Source organism: Streptomyces sp. NPDC050636 (assembly GCF_040654775.1).
Taxonomy (GTDB): Bacteria; Actinomycetota; Actinomycetes; order Streptomycetales; family Streptomycetaceae; genus Streptomyces.
The window spans coordinates 1-15333 of the sequence record NZ_JBFAIP010000043.1; the positions used below are offsets into that span (position 1 = coordinate 1).

Below are 15333 nucleotides of genomic sequence, written 5' to 3' on the forward strand. Positions count from 1 at the left end.
GGCCGGCTCACAACCGAGGAACTGGAGGAGCGCGTGGCGGCGGCGCTGGCCGCGCGCACCATTGACGATCTGGCCGGGCTGACCGATTAATCAGCTTCGTACTCGTCCTGCTCGTCGGGTGACTCGCTGGAGATGAAGTCGTCCTGCTCGTCGGGCTCGTTCTTGACCAGGATGTCGTACACCTTGTGCGCGGTGCTTTTCACGTGCTCCCAGTCGTCGTGGCTCCCGAAGGGGTGGGGTGGGGGCGACACCTTGGAGTCCCGCAGAGCGAGAGCTGCGTCGTGTGCGACGTCCAATGCCATGCCGAGCCGCTCCCGGTTCTCTCGGTCACGGTCCTCAGGGCTGTCCTGGTTCTTGGCCTTGCGGGTGTCCTGCTGTTTGAGGAAGCCCGCCATGGCCTTCGCCGGACTGGCGATTTCGTACAGCCGATACTCGGTGAGCCGCTGGGGGCGCCGGGTCTCCCGCGTCTCGCCTGCGATGATGACGGCGCCGTACTTGTCGACGTCGGGGATGTCGTACTCGTGTGCCGGCAGATCGGGGTTCCAGTACATCCAGGCCATGGCGAGCGTCCGCAGTCCGTGCTCGTGGCTGGCCAGGTCCGCGAGGATCGTGGGAGGCGAACCACGGAACGGGGCTGTGCCCTCGAAGAACTTGGATTCGCGGTCACGGGTGAGGTATCCATCCATGATCAGGGCGAAGCCACCCCCGATCATCAGGGTAATCCGTGCGTTGGCGTCGCCGGCGAGAGCGAGTTCGAGGAGGGTGCTGGGCTCCTTGTACACAGGGGACCAACGCTTGCCGGGAATACTGTCGGTGAGGAATCCACCATCGCCGAACGCGTTGCGAGCGGTCTGCAGCGTCGCTGGTTTGCGGACGCCCTTCAACTTGCGGTTCTTGGACCGACGCACGTCCCGGTCGATCAGCACACCGAGCATGAAGCTGAATTGCTTCGTGGTGACCGCCCGGCGCGCCATGATGTTGCGGATCTCGTACTTCGTCTCCGCGAACGCGACGCCGCTGGCGAGCCAGTAGGTCGAGTAGATACACCGCCAGATCGGGGAGGCCGTTGGGCAGCCGATTACGTCCGGCAGTTCCTCGAGGGGGGTGGCAGCGGTGATGATGTTCGCGTCGTCTCGACGCAGTTCACCGCGGACCACCAATGCCTCGACGACCTGGTTGGCGATGTTGTGCCACATCGCGTCCGGCGTCCATGGGTTCTTCTCCAAGTGCTCGCCCGCGACAAGGTTCTCCACCATGGTGACGAAGGAGAACCCGGCTGCGACATCCGTCTGCGTACTCACTGGCCGGCCTCCATGGTGTCGCCGTTGCGGGAACCGACGACCAGACGAACGGGCACGGTCGTGGACTGGCCGATCCGCACGACCTGATCAGTCAGGCCTCGCGGGTACGCGGCGTTGTAGGACGAGACCTCGTCCCGGATCGAGCGGCGAAGCGAGTTCGAATCGCGCAGCAGGTCCGCCACTACGGCGTCGGCCGCGCCGGCCTCTCCCTTGCCCGTACGCGTCTTAGCGGCAGAGGACAGCCGGGAGATGCCGTCCACGACTACTGGGAGGACTCGGCTGGGACTGTTGTCAGCGAACGTGACCCGGACGAGGATCACCAGCAAGGGGTCGGAGACTCCCCGCTGCATGATCGAGTCGGAGTAGTCGGCCTTGGGGACGCGCAGCGTGTGGGTGACGGTCTCCCGGACAAGGTCTGCCAGTTCCTTGGGAGACGAGAACTCGCAGTGGGCCTGCGCCAGCGGTCCCTCGGAGTCGTGGTCGTCCAGCAACTTCGGCGGCGGTACGGCCAAGGACAGCGCCGCGATCCGGGGCTGGTAGAGGGGAAACAGCATGCGGGTCCATGCCTGGCACTCGATGACGTAGAGGGACCCGCCCGGCACGCCCACCTCGCTCAGCAAGGAGACGCCGTTCGGCTGCGCGGTCACCAGCATTGCCGCCCGCTCGGGCTGCACCTGCAGACCTGCCGCGGCCTTGCGCGCACCCTCGCTGAGGTTCGTGAGGGGGTTCTTGTCCAAGCGTGTCGCGACCTTGCGCAGCGCCGCGGATTCGGCAACGTCGGCGAGGAGGGACGGCTTGCGGGTAATGCTGAGTTCGTCCGAGTCCCGGCCCTTGTCGGGGTCCTCGAAGAGAGGGATGTTCATGGTCACTGGCTAGCTACCTAACGTGACCCCTGCGGGCACAGCGTTACTGTGCGCACACTTTGGCGATTACTGCCAACGAGAAAGTTCGTCCGCCCACGGATTGATGGGGATCATCAGCCTAGGCAACTGACGATGTAGTCCGTGGCGCCTGCTGCAACAGGTTTCCTGCCGAACCTTCACCGCGGTGCAGCCGGGGCCCTATGCCCATGGCGTTCCGTTGGATCGCAGTGCCCCAGCGGGGCCGCCCGGATTTGGTGGTCCAGGCGTTGTGCAGTACTGGTGGTGCAGATCGACGCGGTTCATGTTTACACCGGCGCCGGACGTCCGTCAACTGGTCTAGTTTCGCGTGCCGTTACTGAATCGCCCACGTCTTCATGAAGCGCTCCACGTCGAACTGTCAGTGGCGCGACATAGTGTGCTGGCATGACGAGATCGGATGGCGACCATGGTGACGTGACGGGTCGGACGTATGCCCCTACCTCGGGCGTCCAGCCGTACTACGTGCTGGCTGCGGACGAACTGGCTGAGCGTTACGAGAGCTTGACGTTCGAGGCCGTGCACAAGGCGATCCTGCGCTTGCTGCCCGACGCCCCGGTGCGGGCGGTCGACATTGGGGCGGGTACCGGCCGGGACGCGGCAGCTATCGCCGGGCTGGGTCACGAGGTCACTGCGGTCGAGCCCGTGCAGGAGCTGCGGTTGGTGGCTCAGCGGTTGCACACCGACGCGCCCATCGTCTGGTTGGAGGACTCGCTGCCGGACCTCGAGCGGCTGGACGGCGAGTTTGGGCTGATTCTGCTGTCCGCGGTGTGGATGCATCTCGATGACGAGGAACGCGTGGTGGCGATGCGCCGGCTGGCCGAACTCCTGGCTGTCGGTGGCCTGCTCATCATCTCGCTGCGCCACGGGCCGCCGCCGGCGGATCGCAGGATGTTCGACGTGCCCGCCGACGAGACGGCCGCCCTGGCCAGAGAATGCGGCCTGTGCGTCCTTCATGTCAGTGGCGGGCAGGATCAGCTGGGCCGGGGAGAGATCCACTGGAGTGAGCTTGCCCTGCGGAAGGAGCAGGCGTGACGGCCGACGCATTCTTCTCGGCCGAGCCGTCGGCACGGGCGTCCTGGCGCTTGGCGATCTTGATGGGGGCCAACTCCCGCACGTACAAGTTCGCCCTGGGAGACGCGCTCCTCGAACATGCAGCGCACGGGCACCCCGAGATCCTGCTCAGTGAGCTTGCCGCGCCTTACGCCATGAGCCTGGTCGCACACGTGGCCCAGGCCCCGCAAGCACCCGAGGGCACCTCGATCGGCGAGTCGGATTTCCTCGCTGTCGCCACGGCCGAGAGCGAGGAGACGCAGAGGCTCAGCCGGCCCACGGACCGGCTACTGGAGGCCGCGATCAAGTCCATGCCGGCCATGGTCATGCAGAAGTTCCACAACCTGCGCGGCGGCAGCGAAGTCCCGCATCGCTTCTACGAGTTGGCCGGTAGCCCGCGCCAGCGCGTGGTACGCCTCACGCCGGACCTCCTGCAGGTGGCGCGTTCGGAACAGGCGGCCGGACTACGCGCGGAGCTCGTCGCGCGGTGGAGCATTGTGGAATGCTCCTTCGCCGCCGGCATCGGCCGTGCACTCATCGAGGAGGGCGTCGGCGTGGACTGGGCGTCGCTGAAGCTCACCGACAAGCGCCGACGCCGCCCGGTCACCGGCGTCGCCGATGCGCTGATCGGCTTCCAGCATGGCCGCTGCCTCATCTGCGACACCGTGCTCGACCTCGCCGACGCGGTCGCCGTCGACCATGTCTTTCCGTACTCGCTCATGCAGAGGTATGCGAGCGTGGGCGGTTGGCGCGGCCCCGATCTGGACGTTCTGTGGAACCTCGCCCCGGCGCACGAGGCGTGCAATAGCACCAAGAGTGATCGCCTCCCGCGCGCCGGCGAGCTCGAGCGGCTGGCGCGGCGGAACATCGCGATCATGGGATCGCCTCATCCTTTGAGGAAGACTCTCGAGCTTGCACTGGGACAGGCGCCACGACACCGGCACGGTGACCCGTGGCCGGACTTCCTGCGTGAGGTTCAGAAGTGCTGTAGCTGACTCGCCACCGCCACCGCCACCGGCTTCTAACTGAAGATCGTCGCCTCTTGCCCAGGCCAGGCCAGGGTGACCCCGACCCGGTGACACAGGTTGATCCATCGTGGATCCGACGGTTCCCGTTCCACCCAGAGCACGGCTCGAACTCCCTTGCCACGTCCTTGGAGTTGGTCGTGGTAGTCCAGGATCTGGCCCAGCCCGGTACGCAGCTGCCGCGCCTCGTTCGAAAGCGTCAACGACTTGACCTCGCAAACGGTGAGGTTGTTGCTGGAGTCCCGCCACGCGACGTCGAAGTCCGGATCCGATGCCATGGGCGAGAGGACTTCCATCCCCCGGGCCCGTGCGGATGCTGCCAGCTCATTTTGAAGGCGGCGGTGAGCCTTGAGGTTCCGTCCAGTGAGGTCCGGATCGGGGGTGCCGGGCTGCGCGGCGGCGGGCTGGACGTTCTCGTCGACGGGCCGGTAGCCGGTGCCCACGGGAACTTCCGGGGCCTGTGATGTGGTGCCGGCCGGCACCATGTGGAAGCGGATGACCTTACGCAGAGGGCCGCCACCTGTCTCTACGGCTTGGCCATCCGAGTGGGGGGCCACCGGGTCCAACACAAATTCCCCGACGTAGCGGACCGTGTCGCGGGAGCCCTCGAAGAGCCGCAGTCGCTTTCCCGTGATGCTGTGGTCGCGAATCGCCTTGTTGCCCTTGGTGAAGACCTGCTCGCCCTTCTGGCCTTCTCCCGTGTAGTGGAACGTGCCGTCCTCGCTCCACTCGTCGTAGTAGCCATGCTGATGGCCGGAACGCGAATCCGTGAAGATCAGCACGTTCGGGGTGCGCTTCGATGGGCAGATCCCGCCCTGACCGCTGCCGCCATAGCGCTCATGCAGTTTGACGCGTCGGATGGTCTCGCCCGGCTTCAGGTGCCACGTCGGGTCCTCGTCCCGAGCGTGATCCAAAGTGTTGGCGATCAAGTCCCATTGGGCGGCATCGAGTCGATGGGGGTTGCCGGCGAAGGGCTGCTTACGCAGGGAGGAGTCAGCGAAGCGCGGATCGTCGATAATCCGGCTGCGGGGGACAGAGCGTTCCAGCCACTCGTCGACGATCAGAGGGACGTACCAACGGGTCCCGGGATCCTTCTTCCAGTACTCCTCGTTGGCTGACGTGCTGAGGGATGGAGTCCCGGTGAGGTGGCCGCGGGCGACAAGTCCGCCATCGGCGCCTGTGATCCACAACGCGAACGTGTCGCCTGCAGCCAGCTCGTCCCGGTAGCGGTGCACGCTCCACGATGGGAGTTCCTGACCATCGCGCCGAAAGGCCTCAAGATCAAAAGTGTCCAGATTGCAGGTCAGAATCCACGCAGTCACAGTATCCCCGTCAGGCAGTCGAAATGATTTCTCAGCTGCATCCGAGGCTACGACATGCCACTGACACACAACCTTGGCTGCTTGGTTGGCCGGGGGGCAATGGGCTACGGCCGCCGCCCCACCTCTGTCGAGAGGCAAGAGCAGCGGCCGATTCAGCGCGTTTGCTGGGTGAGCGGCTAGGGAGAACCATCCTCGCCCGAGGAGTAACGGGGGGAGCGCCGGGGCGATCAACGGCAGTGCGTCGTGAACGCCCCGAAGCGCAAGGTCTCCCAGGCCAGGGCGAGTTGGCTCAGCACTCGATGACGTTGACCGCGAGCCCGCCCCGCGCCGTCTCCTTGTGCTTGACGTCCATGCGGTTGTCTTGACGGAGTCGGAGCGCTTTCGGCAGTCTCAATGGGTTGTCTTGGCGGAGGTTGGTGGATACCAATATCGACAATGTCAACCGTCAGGTGCGGCTGAGCTTCCTGGGTTGATGAAGATCGTCCTGGGGGTGGCCGGGAAATCTCCGTGCTCTGCGTGCTCGAAACGGAGAAGCTTTGCGCGGTACGGACTTGAACATGATCGAACGCCCCTACGGCGGATGCGGAAAGTGCCTGCTCGGCGTGTGTCGACTGTCACGGATGAAGGCAGCTACGTCGTCTCCCGAGCGCCAGAAGTAGGACGTTCTCACGGCCGCCGCATCCGTCGGTGGGCACATCATTGGCTGGGCGGATGACTGGGAGGTCTCGGGTGCCGCGGATCCGGTGACGCGGCCGAAGCTGGGCCCGTGGCTTCGTGACGAGCGGGGTCCGTACGACGGTCTCGTGGTTGCAGCCGTGGACCGCCTTGGGCGCAACGTCGTCGACTGCCTGAACACGGGCTACAAGATGCGTGATGAGGGGAAGCTGCGCGTCACGTACGGCCACGAAGGCTCGTGGGAGCTGGGCGACCCGACCGACGAGATCCGCTTCACCATGGAGGCGGGGGGCGCGCAGATGGAGCTGCGTGCCATCCGGCGCCGCAACCGCAACGCCACCATCAAGGCGCGGGCCGTCGGCAGGCCGAAGGGGAAACCGTCGTACGGGTTTCAGTACGTGCGGGTCGTGATGGGCGGCGAGATCGATCGGGAAGGTGAGTTGGCGCCTGTGGACCATCAGGCCGTCATGTACGGCAAGCCAGCGCGTGGCCGTCCGTGGTATCCGACGAGCCTGCGGAGCATTCTTCTCTCCGAGGCGGCCTGGGCTATCTGATGCACAACGGTAAGCCCGTCATCGGCCAGGAAGGGAACCCCGTTCGTCTATGCGAAGGCTTGTGGGATCGTGCCACCCACGAGGCCCTGAAGCGTGTTCTTGCGGCTAGGACTACGCCGTGGATGGGGCGCCGGTCGAACCGTGGCTACATGCTGATGGAGGTGGCGTTGTGCGGGCAGTGCCATCATCGGCTGTTCACGCAAACCTCCGTCAGCGAGCCGCTGCGGTATGCGTGCACCGTCCGGAACAAGGGATGGTTGAGCGCCAAGGACTGCCGCCCCGCGCCACTCATTCGCGGCCATCTCTTGGAGGAGTTCGTGGATGAGTTCGTGTCGGAATGGTTCCTGCAGAGGTTCGGCGACGGCGCGATATTCGAGACCGTCTACGACCCAGGAAACGGGGTGCCCGAACGTATCGCTGAAGTGCAGGCGACGCGGGAGCGACTCCGCGCTGACCGCGAGGCAGGTCTGTACGACGCCGCCGACGACTCCGAGTGGTTCCGGGACCGATACGCGGCGTTGGGGCGTGAACTGGCGGCTTTGGAGGCCGAACCGCGGCGTCCGCCGGGCACGGTCCAACGGCCGACGGGAGAGACAGTCGCGGACCGCTGGGAAACGGCGGTAGATGTCCAGGCCCGTAAGGAGATCTTGTTGGAATTCGGGGTGCGAGTCACGCTCTTCCCAGCTGGTGCTCCGGTCCGCTGTGTGGCCGGCGTCTTGCATGGGCCGGAGCGAGATCCTTCTGGTAACCCGTAGCCGAGGGGGCACTATACGACTATCCCGGCTCAGCCAAATTCTGGATTTCTTTGATCATCGGACCCCTGACTCTTGATCGTGTGTAGGGGTGACGTGGTGGTTGAAGGTGTTGGGTTCGGAACGACTGTCGGCCGATTTCAGGCCGAGGAGGAATGACTTGGTGGAAAGCCCGCGGCTCTGTCGTCGTGGTTGCTGACGGCACAGCGCGAAGAGGTGGGAGCAGTAGTGGCCTGGCTCTATGGCGGGCTGCCTCGAAGTCGTGACCGAGAGCATCGCATCGTCGTAGAGGACGTGATCAGGCGCAGCCATCCGCCCGGTCCAGCAGTCGGCGAAACGCTCCATCGTGCGGGCCGGGGTGAACAGATGGCTGCCCACGTCCGCCAGGAACTCGTGCAGCGGCTCCCAGGGACTACTGCACGGGGGGGTGCTCCTCGGTGTCAACGAAGCGGTTGACCAGGAGTGTGAGACGGCTGGGGATCCGGTCGGCGGGAAGCCGGCCGGCGCGGGTGAGGGTGATCAGGCCGTGCAGCGCGGCCCAGAAGGTCTCGACGTAGAGGCCGGGCTCCTCGTCCGGGCCCGCGTGCGCTTCCAGCGGGTCCAGCAGCGCCTGGAAGGCCTCGCGTAGGGGCGCGGGGGTGGCCTCGGCGGCGAAGGGGAGGCCGTTTTCGAGGCTGAACATCGCGTCGTACAGAGCCGGGCTGCCGGTGGCGAAGTCGGTGTAGGCGCGGGCCAGCGCGGCCACAGCCGGCCGTCCGGCGGGCTGCTCGGCCACCGCCGCGCGCAGGGCAGCGGTCAGCTCGGTCATGCCCTCCAGCGCGACCGCCCCGAGGATCTCGCGCTTGCCCCGGAAGTGGCTGTAGAGGACGGGCTGGCTGTACTCGATCCGCTCGGCGAGCTTGCGCGTGGTGACTGCGTCCCAGCCCTGGGCCTCGGCGAGCTCCCGGGCCGTGGAGACGATCAGCTGATGGCGGTTGGCCCGCTCTCGTTCCTTGCGTTCCTGTACAGACATGCCCCGATTCTAGCATCGCTAGACAAGCGAGCAATGGCATGTCTAGTATCGCTTCGGAATCTAGCACCGCTAGAAAAAGCCCTGGGGAGGGGTCATGCAGAACGCATTGGCAGTCGTCACGGTCGTCGTGGTCGGAATGATGGTGGGCGTGGAGTTCGCGGTGGCGGCGTTCGTCAACCCGATGCTGAACCGGCTCCCCGACGACAGCTGCATCGCCGCCCGCAGCGACGGGGCCCGAGTGCTCGGCCGGGTCATGCCGGTCTGGTACATCGGCTCGATGGTGCTCGGCGCGGTCTGGGCCGCCATGGCCTGGGGAGGCGCGGGCGCCTCGCTGGTCACGGCGGCCACCGCGCTGCTGGCGGTGAGCGTGGTGATGTCGGTGCTGCTCCTGGTCCCGATCAACAACCGGGCCAAGACCTGGACCGCGGAGGGCAGGCCCGCCGACTGGAAGCAGCAGGCGGGTCGCTGGGAGCGCTACCACTATGTCCGGGTGGGCGTGATCGTGCTCGCCTTCGCCCTGTTCGCGGTCGCCCTCAGCCGGTGACGGCGTCGGCGCCGTGTTCAGTCTTGCCGAATATGGTCAGGCGTCGTGTGATGCGGCGGAGGATCATCCGCCAGGGTCCGGTGAGGCGGATGAACGGTTGGGCAGGGCTGCTTGCGATCAGCGCTGTGCGGCGGCTGCGTGTGGGGCGTGGAGCAGTGGCAATGCGGTTGGTCGTGGGAAGGACTGCGGCGTGGAGGGCCGGGGCCAGCCGGATGAGTCGGGCAGTGAGGACGGGGCCGTGCAGCGCGACGCCTGCGAGGGCGAGCGCGGAGCACAGGGGGCCAGCCCACCAGGCGGAGATGACCGCAGTGGCGATCAGCGGGGCGCCGGTGAGCCAGGCGACCTCGTCGGTCCATTCCCGAAGTACCAAAAGTGCCTTGCTGGTTCGGGAGAGAGCGCTGGGCAGGTGAGCGACGGCAGCCTGGGCGACGACGCCGCCATGATCGCGCTCGCGCGCAGCCCCAAATCCTCGACGGCACCGGCAGCCAACTGAGCCGGAGAATCCGGCAGATCTTGTCGTCGAACCACGTAATGGGGATCGTGACGGCAGCCTTCAGGGCCAGCTCCTGACAGAGCCGCCCGCGCGCCGGCGAGCTCTGCGATGCGTTAATCGACCTCAGGCAGATGCTCCGTGACCAGTGCGCCGACGTGTTCGCACGGCGCCATGCTGTCGTCGCGGATCTCGAGGACGCTGCGGATGAAGGCCAGATGATCGTCGGCCGATGCTGGAGCAGTCCGCCGTAAGCTACCCCGCCAGACGCCCCGTACCGCGGCCGACGCCGCCGACGCCGTGGTGTTCCAGGCCGGCAATGAGGCTTCCCACACCTACGGGGTAGTCCTTCCAGGTCGGCACCGACGGAGCTCCGGTTCCAGCTCGGCGTTCTGGAGGCGACCGGCGAATCGGCTTCCGCGGACTTGGCGCGTACGGACCGGGCACCCACGGTGCGCAGGGTTGGGGACCTGGTCGAGCAAGCCCGACCGTCGGGTCAGCCCGTCGAGTTGAGCGAGCCGGGCGAGTGGCAAGCGCGGACCGTGGGCGTGAAGCTGGCTTCCTGCCGCGTGGTGCAGGAGGCGCTCACCAACGAGATGAAGTACGCGGCCGGACGGTGGTCCGGATCCGGCACGGTGAGGAGCACATCGAGATTGAGGTGACCACCGACGGGCCTGCCCTCTCGGCTCAAGCCGCGCCAGCGAGGCGGGCGCCGGGCCCTGGGGGAGGACGGGGCTGGGTGAGCTGCGTGAAAGGGTGCGGATGCTCGATGGTGAACTGGTCGCCGGCGCCGGCCCGAGGGCGGGTTCCGTCTCCGCGTCGTGATTCCCTCCCAGCCCGTTCAGGAGTGCCCCATGAGCGACTCGTTGCCACCGATACGGGTGCTCGTCTGCGACGACCGTGCACTGGTGCGCACCGGCTACGTCACCCATCTTCTCCGCGCAGCCCGACATGGAGGTCGCCGGGGAGGCCGAGAACGCGCACGCGGCAGTGGAGGCCGCGCGACGCCTGCGCCCCGAAGTGGTCGTGGTGGACATACGGATGCGCTTGCTCAACGGCATCGCGGCAACCAGGCTGCTGGCCGGTCCCGATGCCGTGGCACCACCCGAGGTTCTGGTCGTCACCATGTTCAACGTCGACGCCTACGCCTACGCCTACGACGCGTTGCGGGCCGGCCAGGAAAGACCTCGTGCGAGCGCTGACCCGCCGTGGGTTTCAGGTGCTGGAACTGATCGCCGAGGGGCTGTCCAGCGCGGAGATCGCCGCGGCCTTGTTCATCACGCGCGTACGGCCAAGACCTACGTGTCGCGGACCCTGATGAGGCTCGGCCTGCGCGACCGTGCCCAGGCCGTCGTTCCTCGCCTACCGGGTGGGGCCGGTGTCAGGCACCGACTGAAGCGGCGCGGTCGAGCCGCAGGGCGGCAGGCGAGTGCTCGACCAGTCAGGCGTCGAAGCGGTAGCGGGAGGCTTCGATGTGGCCGAGGTAGTGGTGGGTCCAGTCGCACAGTCCGTCGATCGTCACCCGCAAGGCCTGGCCCGCCTCGGTGAGGGTGTACTCGACCCGCGGCGGCACGACGGGGTGCACCGTCCGCTCGACCAGACCGTTGCGCTCCAGCATGCGCAGGTTCTGGGTGAGCATCTTGTGACTGACGCCTTCGATCTCGTTCCGCAACTCGCTGAAGCGCAGGGTGCGTTCACCGAGAGACTCGATGATCAGGAGCGCCCACTTGTTGGCGACGTCCGAGAAGATCTCCCGCGCCAGAGAGTCCGCGCGCCTCAGGTCCGCATCCTCGGGCGAGCCGCTGAACTGCTTGGTCACCATCAGGTTCCCCAGTCACTGAAAAGTGCGTTCTTCCATGTCAGCGGCCACTCTCCTACGGTTCCTGAGTAACCACAAGAGAGCGGCTAGAGAGCGGCTCTCATGGCAATGGAGGCGGGCAGCATGGCTATCACCCTGGTGAACCCCAATGGAATGCCGGAAATCGACGCCTACCGACAGGTGTCGATCGCGACCGGGTCGAGGCTGGTCTTCATCGCCGGGCAGGTCGCCTGGGACGCTGACGGTGTCACGGTCGGCGAAGGCGACCTCGCCGCGCAGGTCGAGCAGTGCTACCTCAACATCAACGCCGCCCTGGCCGCGGCCGGTGGCTCCTTCGACGACGTGGCGAAACTGACCGTGTATGTCGTCGACTGGACCCCCGACAAGATGCCTCTGCTCTTTGAGGGGATCACCCGGGCGGCCACGAAGCTGGGCGTCACCCCGGTACCGCCGGCCACGCTGCTGGGCGTTGCGGCACTGGACGTACCCGAGCACCTGGTCGAGATCGAAGCCACCGCCGTCATCGACTGAACGAATGTTCAACGATGTTCTTCGCGCTGGAACTGTCTGATGCCATTCCGTGGGCGTTCACGGATGCCCGCGCTCGACGGGGTCCGGGGCGGCGGTGGACGGGGGCCGGGGCCGAGCCGCAGCGGCTCGGGGCGATCGGCCGGCTGCCTATCAGCCGCTGAAGGTCGTCTTCGCCGGCTGGTAGCACGGCAACGCCCAAGCCCCGGGCGGCGAGCTTCGCGAGCACTTGTGGGGCTGCCGCCTCAAAGGCGACTCGGGGCCGGAATCCTGCCTGCGTACAGCCGCGTTCGAACACCTCGCGCACCCCGGTGCCGCGCGGCAGGCAGATCAGCGGCCGATCGCTCAGATCGGCCAGCGGGACGCTCGTGCGGTCTACGCGGTCGAGAAGCGGATCGCCAGGCGCAACAGCGGCAACCAGCGGAACGTCGATCACCGTCTGGAAGGCCAGTCCGGGCGGGGGCGCCTCCTCGGTCAGCCCGAGGAGGGCGATATCGAGCTCGCCGGTCAGGAGCGCGGCCTGCATCCGCTCCGTGGTGTCCTCGGTGAGTGCCACGTCCATTGCGGGGTGGGCGTCGTGGAAGTCCGCGAGGAAGGCGGCGATGTCGAATGCGTGGCCGGTGGCGCCGGAGACCAGCCCGAGCGTGACCCGGCCGCGCAGCAGCCCCGTGTACGCATCCACCGTCTGCCGCACCGCGTCCGCCGCGGCCAGTGCGGCGCGGGCGTACGGCAGGACCGCCCGGCCCACCTCGGTTGGCGTCACCGACCGGCCGGAGCGGTCGAGCAGGGGCTGGCCCAGCTCCTTCTCCAGCTGGCGGATCTGGGCGCTGAGGCCGGGCTGCGCCAGATGCAGCCGGGCGGCAGCACGGGTGAAGCTGCCCTCCTCGACGACGGAGACGAAGTAGCGCAACTGACGAAGCTCGATAACTAGTGATTCTAGGTGTCAGCAGAACCATCTATTGGAGATATCGCCCGCTCGGCCGCAGGCTTGATCACATGGAGAACGCGACAGAGCGCACGCGATCGAAGGCCGAAGTCAGTGCCGCTATCGCGGCAGAACGCCGAGAACTGGCCGACCTGTTCGACAGCCTGCGAGCCGATGAGTGGAACGAGCCGAGCCTCTGCACGGGATGGCGGGTTCGCGAGGTAGCGGCTCACATGTCGATGGGCTTCCGGCTCTCCTTGCCTGCCACGCTCGCCGAACTGGCCAAGGCACGCGGGAATCTCCACCGGATGACCGACCAGGTCGCACGCAGCACCGGCGGCCGCCCCACCGGCTTCGACAAGACGCTCTACAAGCGCCGCAACGAAGTTGAGCGGACGATCAATGCGCTCAAGGGATTCCGCGCCGTAGCTACCCGGTTCGACAAGAGGGCGTACATCTTCCACGGCACCGTGACTATCGCTGCCATTCGCCTTTGGCTTCGCTCGTGACCCGGCGGCCAGTGCCTAGGTGAGGGGCCTGTCCGAGAGGCCGTGAGGTGAAGCTGGGGGCTGTCGCGCCCACCAGCTTCAAGGCGCCCGGCCCGCCCGCCGTGTGCCTCCACACGCCCCGTGACCTTATGTGACTGATCCCATACGGTTAGTTGCGTCGGCTGGTCACATTCCAGTGACCCTGGCGCAACAGGAGGCATCATCATGCGACGCATCACCACTCTGGTCGGCACCCTCGCCGCAACCGCAACCCTCGCGCTGGCTCCCACCGCCACCGCAGCGCCCGCCGCAGCCAAGGTCCCCGTCAACGTGTGGGCGAGCGACGTCAATACACACGCCGACCCGTACACCACCTCCCCAGTCACGGGACAGGCAGGGCCGGGAACCGTCGAAGCCGTCTGCCAGGCCCCTGGCGGCAGCGTGTCCTACGGCGAGTACTACAACTACTGGTGGACCCAACTCGACAACGGCAGTTGGATCTCGGACATCTTCATCTCCGGCGGCAATAACGACGAACCCGTCCCCGGCATCCCCTACTGCTGAATCCGCTCAAACTCCGCGCTGCGGAGGCCCACTTCGCCCTTCGCCGGACCATGAACCTCTGAGGGGGCCAGTCATGACAGCTGCGCGCTACTTTCTGAGGCGGTGCCCGGCAGTTGCGGCGCTCGCGTCGTCCGTCGTCCTAGTCGTGTCGCTTGCGACCAGTGCCCAGGCGGCCAGCGGCCAGCTTACGTACATCAGGGCCGACAATGGAACGGTGGATGCCTTCGTCAACCCGCCCAACGACGTCTGTCTGCAGATTCCCGGGGGCGCAGTGCGCCTCGGCAATGACACGGACGCCACGGTGTTCGTCTATCCGGACCCCTCCTGTAGCCAGGGCTGGGACCTGGTGGGGGTCGGGGCACAGTGGGATGCGCCGACGGGTATGGCGGCACAGAGTGTGCGCTTCGGCTCAACGGGCTAAGCCTGCCTACTCGTAGCGCAGCCGCGTCTACGGCTTGTCCGACGGATTCCGGGTGCGGGACCCGTCGGACAAGCCCTAGTGCTGTGACCACATAGGTTCGCCGAGTTGGTGGTCATGTCGATCGGATGTGCCGTGATGTCCGGTCCGACTGCTGGAGGCGTGTAAGTCTGGACGGCGGAGGGAGGTAGTCGCGGATCGCTTGGTGCCGTGCTCGTTCCGGCTCAAGCAACCTTCGCGAGCGCCGGACAGTCTTGCCATATGCCGAGGCCGGGGAGGTGCCCTGGCCGACGCACCGGCTATATGGGAAGAAGACGCCTTGTTGAGTGTCTGAGTGAGGGTGGAGATGGCGAATCTGAACACCGTGGTGACGTGGGTTGACGCGCGCGAGAAACTGCCTCGGAGCGGTACACCGGTGGCAGCAGCGATCACGGGCCGGTATCCAGTTGATGGCGCCACTGAGTCCGATATGGCGTTGGGTGAGGAATTCTGGCTGGTGAGGCCGATGGTCTTCACGACTCTGCACTGGAGTGAGGACGGGGCAGAGCACAGAGACTGCTTCGTCGACTCCGACGGGGTTGTCCGTTTGCCCTACGGCCTTGCCAGTGATGAAACCGTGACTCACTGGGCTGAGCTGCCCACCCTGCCAGGAGGGATGACGCACGCCGTTCTTGGGGAAGACGTGCAGTCAGCTCTCCATAACGCGTGGGGCGCTGGTCCCATCACCTGACCCACAGCCTTGCTCGGACACTTTATGCGAGTGCCTACATAGCCGATCGGTCCAACTTGTGCTGTGACCTCGTAGGTTTGACGGGGGTGTTCAGGCTGCGGTTTTGAAGGGGGCGTCCGCCCCAGGGGATGCCCTTCTCGCTTCGGATGCGGGCGCGTTCCTTGCACGTGCAACCGGGTGATCAACTCGGCTCCGTCGGCGGGCGCAAGGGCGGCTTGCTCGGCGTCGTCGGCC

Annotated in this window: 21 protein-coding genes and 1 pseudogene; 13 read left to right on the forward strand and 9 right to left on the reverse strand. The window is 66.5% G+C overall.

Annotation, left to right across the window (positions count from 1 at the left end):
- Nucleotides 1-90: DUF1707 domain-containing protein (locus tag AB0I10_RS25890; protein ID WP_363155055.1), on the forward strand; the 90-nt coding region annotated here is incomplete at its 5' end.
- Here AB0I10_RS25890 and AB0I10_RS25895 read toward each other — a convergent pair.
- Complete coding sequence (locus tag AB0I10_RS25895) at nt 87-1301, reverse strand: hypothetical protein (protein WP_363155008.1); 1215 nt, start codon at nt 1299-1301, stop codon at nt 87-89. The two genes, AB0I10_RS25890 and AB0I10_RS25895, sit on opposite strands and share 4 nt — an antisense overlap.
- Nucleotides 1298-2164 carry a hypothetical protein gene (locus tag AB0I10_RS25900; RefSeq protein WP_363155009.1) on the reverse strand — a complete coding sequence of 289 codons (867 nt, stop codon included), beginning with the start codon at nt 2162-2164 and terminating at the stop codon, nt 1298-1300. Before AB0I10_RS25900 ends, AB0I10_RS25895 begins: the two co-directional genes overlap by 4 nt.
- 423 nt (nt 2165-2587) lie before the next feature.
- On the opposite strand from AB0I10_RS25900, the gene AB0I10_RS25905 reads away from it, so the two are divergent.
- Both AB0I10_RS25905 and AB0I10_RS25910 read left to right on the forward strand, forming a co-directional pair.
- Nucleotides 2588-3235: a class I SAM-dependent methyltransferase gene (locus AB0I10_RS25905; protein ID WP_363155010.1), complete on the forward strand. Its 648-nt coding sequence runs from the start codon at nt 2588-2590 to the stop codon at nt 3233-3235.
- Nucleotides 3232-4248 (forward strand): HNH endonuclease, encoded by a 1017-nt coding sequence (locus AB0I10_RS25910; protein ID WP_363155011.1) that lies wholly within the window; start codon nt 3232-3234, stop codon nt 4246-4248. The genes AB0I10_RS25905 and AB0I10_RS25910 overlap by 4 nt, the downstream gene beginning before the upstream one ends.
- Before the next feature lie 26 nt (nt 4249-4274).
- Here AB0I10_RS25910 and AB0I10_RS25915 read toward each other — a convergent pair whose 3' ends face one another.
- The gene (locus tag AB0I10_RS25915; RefSeq protein ID WP_363155012.1) at nt 4275-5669 is read right to left on the reverse strand and encodes a hypothetical protein; all 1395 of its coding nucleotides are present in this window, start codon (nt 5667-5669) and stop codon (nt 4275-4277) included.
- Nucleotides 5670-6298: 629 nt separating this feature from the next.
- On the opposite strand from AB0I10_RS25915, the gene AB0I10_RS25920 reads away from it, so the two are divergent.
- Nucleotides 6299-6829, forward strand: coding sequence for a recombinase family protein (locus AB0I10_RS25920; RefSeq protein ID WP_363155056.1), 531 nt, complete (start codon nt 6299-6301; stop codon nt 6827-6829).
- Between the two features lie 149 nt (nt 6830-6978).
- Complete coding sequence (locus AB0I10_RS25925; RefSeq protein WP_363155013.1) at nt 6979-7584, forward strand: hypothetical protein; 606 nt, start codon at nt 6979-6981, stop codon at nt 7582-7584.
- A 54-nt stretch (nt 7585-7638) separates the two neighbouring features.
- Here AB0I10_RS25925 and AB0I10_RS25930 read toward each other — a convergent pair whose 3' ends face one another.
- Both AB0I10_RS25930 and AB0I10_RS25935 read right to left on the reverse strand, forming a co-directional pair.
- Nucleotides 7639-7959: a hypothetical protein gene (locus AB0I10_RS25930; RefSeq protein WP_363155014.1), complete on the reverse strand. Its 321-nt coding sequence runs from the start codon at nt 7957-7959 to the stop codon at nt 7639-7641.
- A 34-nt stretch (nt 7960-7993) separates the two neighbouring features.
- The gene (locus AB0I10_RS25935) at nt 7994-8593 is read right to left on the reverse strand and encodes a TetR/AcrR family transcriptional regulator (RefSeq protein WP_363155015.1); all 600 of its coding nucleotides are present in this window, start codon (nt 8591-8593) and stop codon (nt 7994-7996) included.
- A gap of 94 nt (nt 8594-8687) precedes the next feature.
- On the opposite strand from AB0I10_RS25935, the gene AB0I10_RS25940 reads away from it, so the two are divergent.
- Nucleotides 8688-9137 carry a DUF1772 domain-containing protein gene (locus tag AB0I10_RS25940; protein ID WP_363155016.1) on the forward strand — a complete coding sequence of 150 codons (450 nt, stop codon included), beginning with the start codon at nt 8688-8690 and terminating at the stop codon, nt 9135-9137.
- On the opposite strand, the gene AB0I10_RS25945 is transcribed toward AB0I10_RS25940, so the two are convergent.
- Nucleotides 9127-9507: a hypothetical protein gene (locus AB0I10_RS25945; RefSeq protein ID WP_363155017.1), complete on the reverse strand. Its 381-nt coding sequence runs from the start codon at nt 9505-9507 to the stop codon at nt 9127-9129. The two genes, AB0I10_RS25940 and AB0I10_RS25945, sit on opposite strands and share 11 nt — an antisense overlap.
- Nucleotides 9508-10123: 616 nt before the next feature.
- Nucleotides 10124-10318: a hypothetical protein gene (locus AB0I10_RS25950; RefSeq protein ID WP_363155018.1), complete on the reverse strand. Its 195-nt coding sequence runs from the start codon at nt 10316-10318 to the stop codon at nt 10124-10126.
- 260 nt (nt 10319-10578) lie between these two features.
- On the opposite strand from AB0I10_RS25950, the pseudogene AB0I10_RS25955 reads away from it, so the two are divergent.
- Nucleotides 10579-10740: pseudogene (locus tag AB0I10_RS25955) on the forward strand (DNA-binding response regulator); the annotation flags it as partial.
- Entirely contained in the window at nt 10718-10945 is a 228-nt protein-coding gene (locus tag AB0I10_RS25960; RefSeq protein WP_363155019.1) for a LuxR C-terminal-related transcriptional regulator, read from the forward strand. The pseudogene AB0I10_RS25955 and the gene AB0I10_RS25960, both read left to right, overlap by 23 nt.
- A 123-nt stretch (nt 10946-11068) precedes the next feature.
- On the opposite strand, the gene AB0I10_RS25965 is transcribed toward AB0I10_RS25960, so the two are convergent.
- The gene (locus AB0I10_RS25965) at nt 11069-11449 is read right to left on the reverse strand and encodes a helix-turn-helix domain-containing protein (RefSeq protein WP_363155020.1); all 381 of its coding nucleotides are present in this window, start codon (nt 11447-11449) and stop codon (nt 11069-11071) included.
- A gap of 120 nt (nt 11450-11569) precedes the next feature.
- Between AB0I10_RS25965 and AB0I10_RS25970 the strand changes: the two genes are divergently transcribed.
- On the forward strand, nt 11570-11977 hold the full coding sequence (locus AB0I10_RS25970; protein ID WP_363155021.1) for a RidA family protein: 408 nt from the start codon (nt 11570-11572) through the stop codon (nt 11975-11977).
- On the opposite strand, the gene AB0I10_RS25975 is transcribed toward AB0I10_RS25970, so the two are convergent.
- Complete coding sequence (locus AB0I10_RS25975; RefSeq protein ID WP_363155057.1) at nt 11967-12899, reverse strand: LysR substrate-binding domain-containing protein; 933 nt, start codon at nt 12897-12899, stop codon at nt 11967-11969. The genes AB0I10_RS25970 and AB0I10_RS25975 overlap by 11 nt on opposite strands.
- A gap of 71 nt (nt 12900-12970) precedes the next feature.
- On the opposite strand from AB0I10_RS25975, the gene AB0I10_RS25980 reads away from it, so the two are divergent.
- The 4 genes from AB0I10_RS25980 to AB0I10_RS25995 all read left to right on the forward strand — a co-directional run bounded on the left by AB0I10_RS25980 (nt 12971) and on the right by AB0I10_RS25995 (nt 15099).
- Nucleotides 12971-13408 (forward strand): maleylpyruvate isomerase N-terminal domain-containing protein, encoded by a 438-nt coding sequence (locus AB0I10_RS25980; RefSeq protein WP_363155022.1) that lies wholly within the window; start codon nt 12971-12973, stop codon nt 13406-13408.
- Between the two features lie 204 nt (nt 13409-13612).
- A complete protein-coding gene (locus tag AB0I10_RS25985) occupies nt 13613-13951 on the forward strand; it encodes a hypothetical protein (protein WP_363155023.1) in 339 nt (112 codons plus the stop codon).
- A gap of 214 nt (nt 13952-14165) precedes the next feature.
- Nucleotides 14166-14372, forward strand: a complete 207-nt coding sequence (locus tag AB0I10_RS25990) for a hypothetical protein (protein ID WP_363155024.1) — start codon at nt 14166-14168, stop codon at nt 14370-14372.
- A 343-nt stretch (nt 14373-14715) separates the two neighbouring features.
- A complete protein-coding gene (locus AB0I10_RS25995; protein ID WP_363155025.1) occupies nt 14716-15099 on the forward strand; it encodes an AQJ64_40280 family protein in 384 nt (127 codons plus the stop codon).
- The last annotated feature ends 234 nt before the right edge of the window (nt 15100-15333 follow it).

Bases quoted from the DNA above. Each gene is read 5' to 3' on its own strand.
- AB0I10_RS25900 (WP_363155009.1), bottom strand. From the start codon at position 2,164: ATGAACATCCCTCTCTTCGAGGACCCCGACAAGGGCCGGGACTCGGAC.
- AB0I10_RS25905 (WP_363155010.1), top strand. From the start codon at position 2,588: ATGACGAGATCGGATGGCGACCATGGTGACGTGACGGGTCGGACGTAT.
- AB0I10_RS25925 (WP_363155013.1), top strand. From the start codon at position 6,979: ATGCTGATGGAGGTGGCGTTGTGCGGGCAGTGCCATCATCGGCTGTTC.
- AB0I10_RS25935 (WP_363155015.1), bottom strand. From the start codon at position 8,593: ATGTCTGTACAGGAACGCAAGGAACGAGAGCGGGCCAACCGCCATCAG.
- AB0I10_RS25940 (WP_363155016.1), top strand. From the start codon at position 8,688: ATGCAGAACGCATTGGCAGTCGTCACGGTCGTCGTGGTCGGAATGATG.
- AB0I10_RS25960 (WP_363155019.1), top strand. From the start codon at position 10,718: ATGCCGTGGCACCACCCGAGGTTCTGGTCGTCACCATGTTCAACGTCG.
- AB0I10_RS25965 (WP_363155020.1), bottom strand. From the start codon at position 11,449: ATGGTGACCAAGCAGTTCAGCGGCTCGCCCGAGGATGCGGACCTGAGG.
- AB0I10_RS25970 (WP_363155021.1), top strand. From the start codon at position 11,570: ATGGCTATCACCCTGGTGAACCCCAATGGAATGCCGGAAATCGACGCC.
- AB0I10_RS25980 (WP_363155022.1), top strand. From the start codon at position 12,971: ATGGAGAACGCGACAGAGCGCACGCGATCGAAGGCCGAAGTCAGTGCC.
- AB0I10_RS25985 (WP_363155023.1), top strand. From the start codon at position 13,613: ATGCGACGCATCACCACTCTGGTCGGCACCCTCGCCGCAACCGCAACC.
- AB0I10_RS25995 (WP_363155025.1), top strand. From the start codon at position 14,716: ATGGCGAATCTGAACACCGTGGTGACGTGGGTTGACGCGCGCGAGAAA.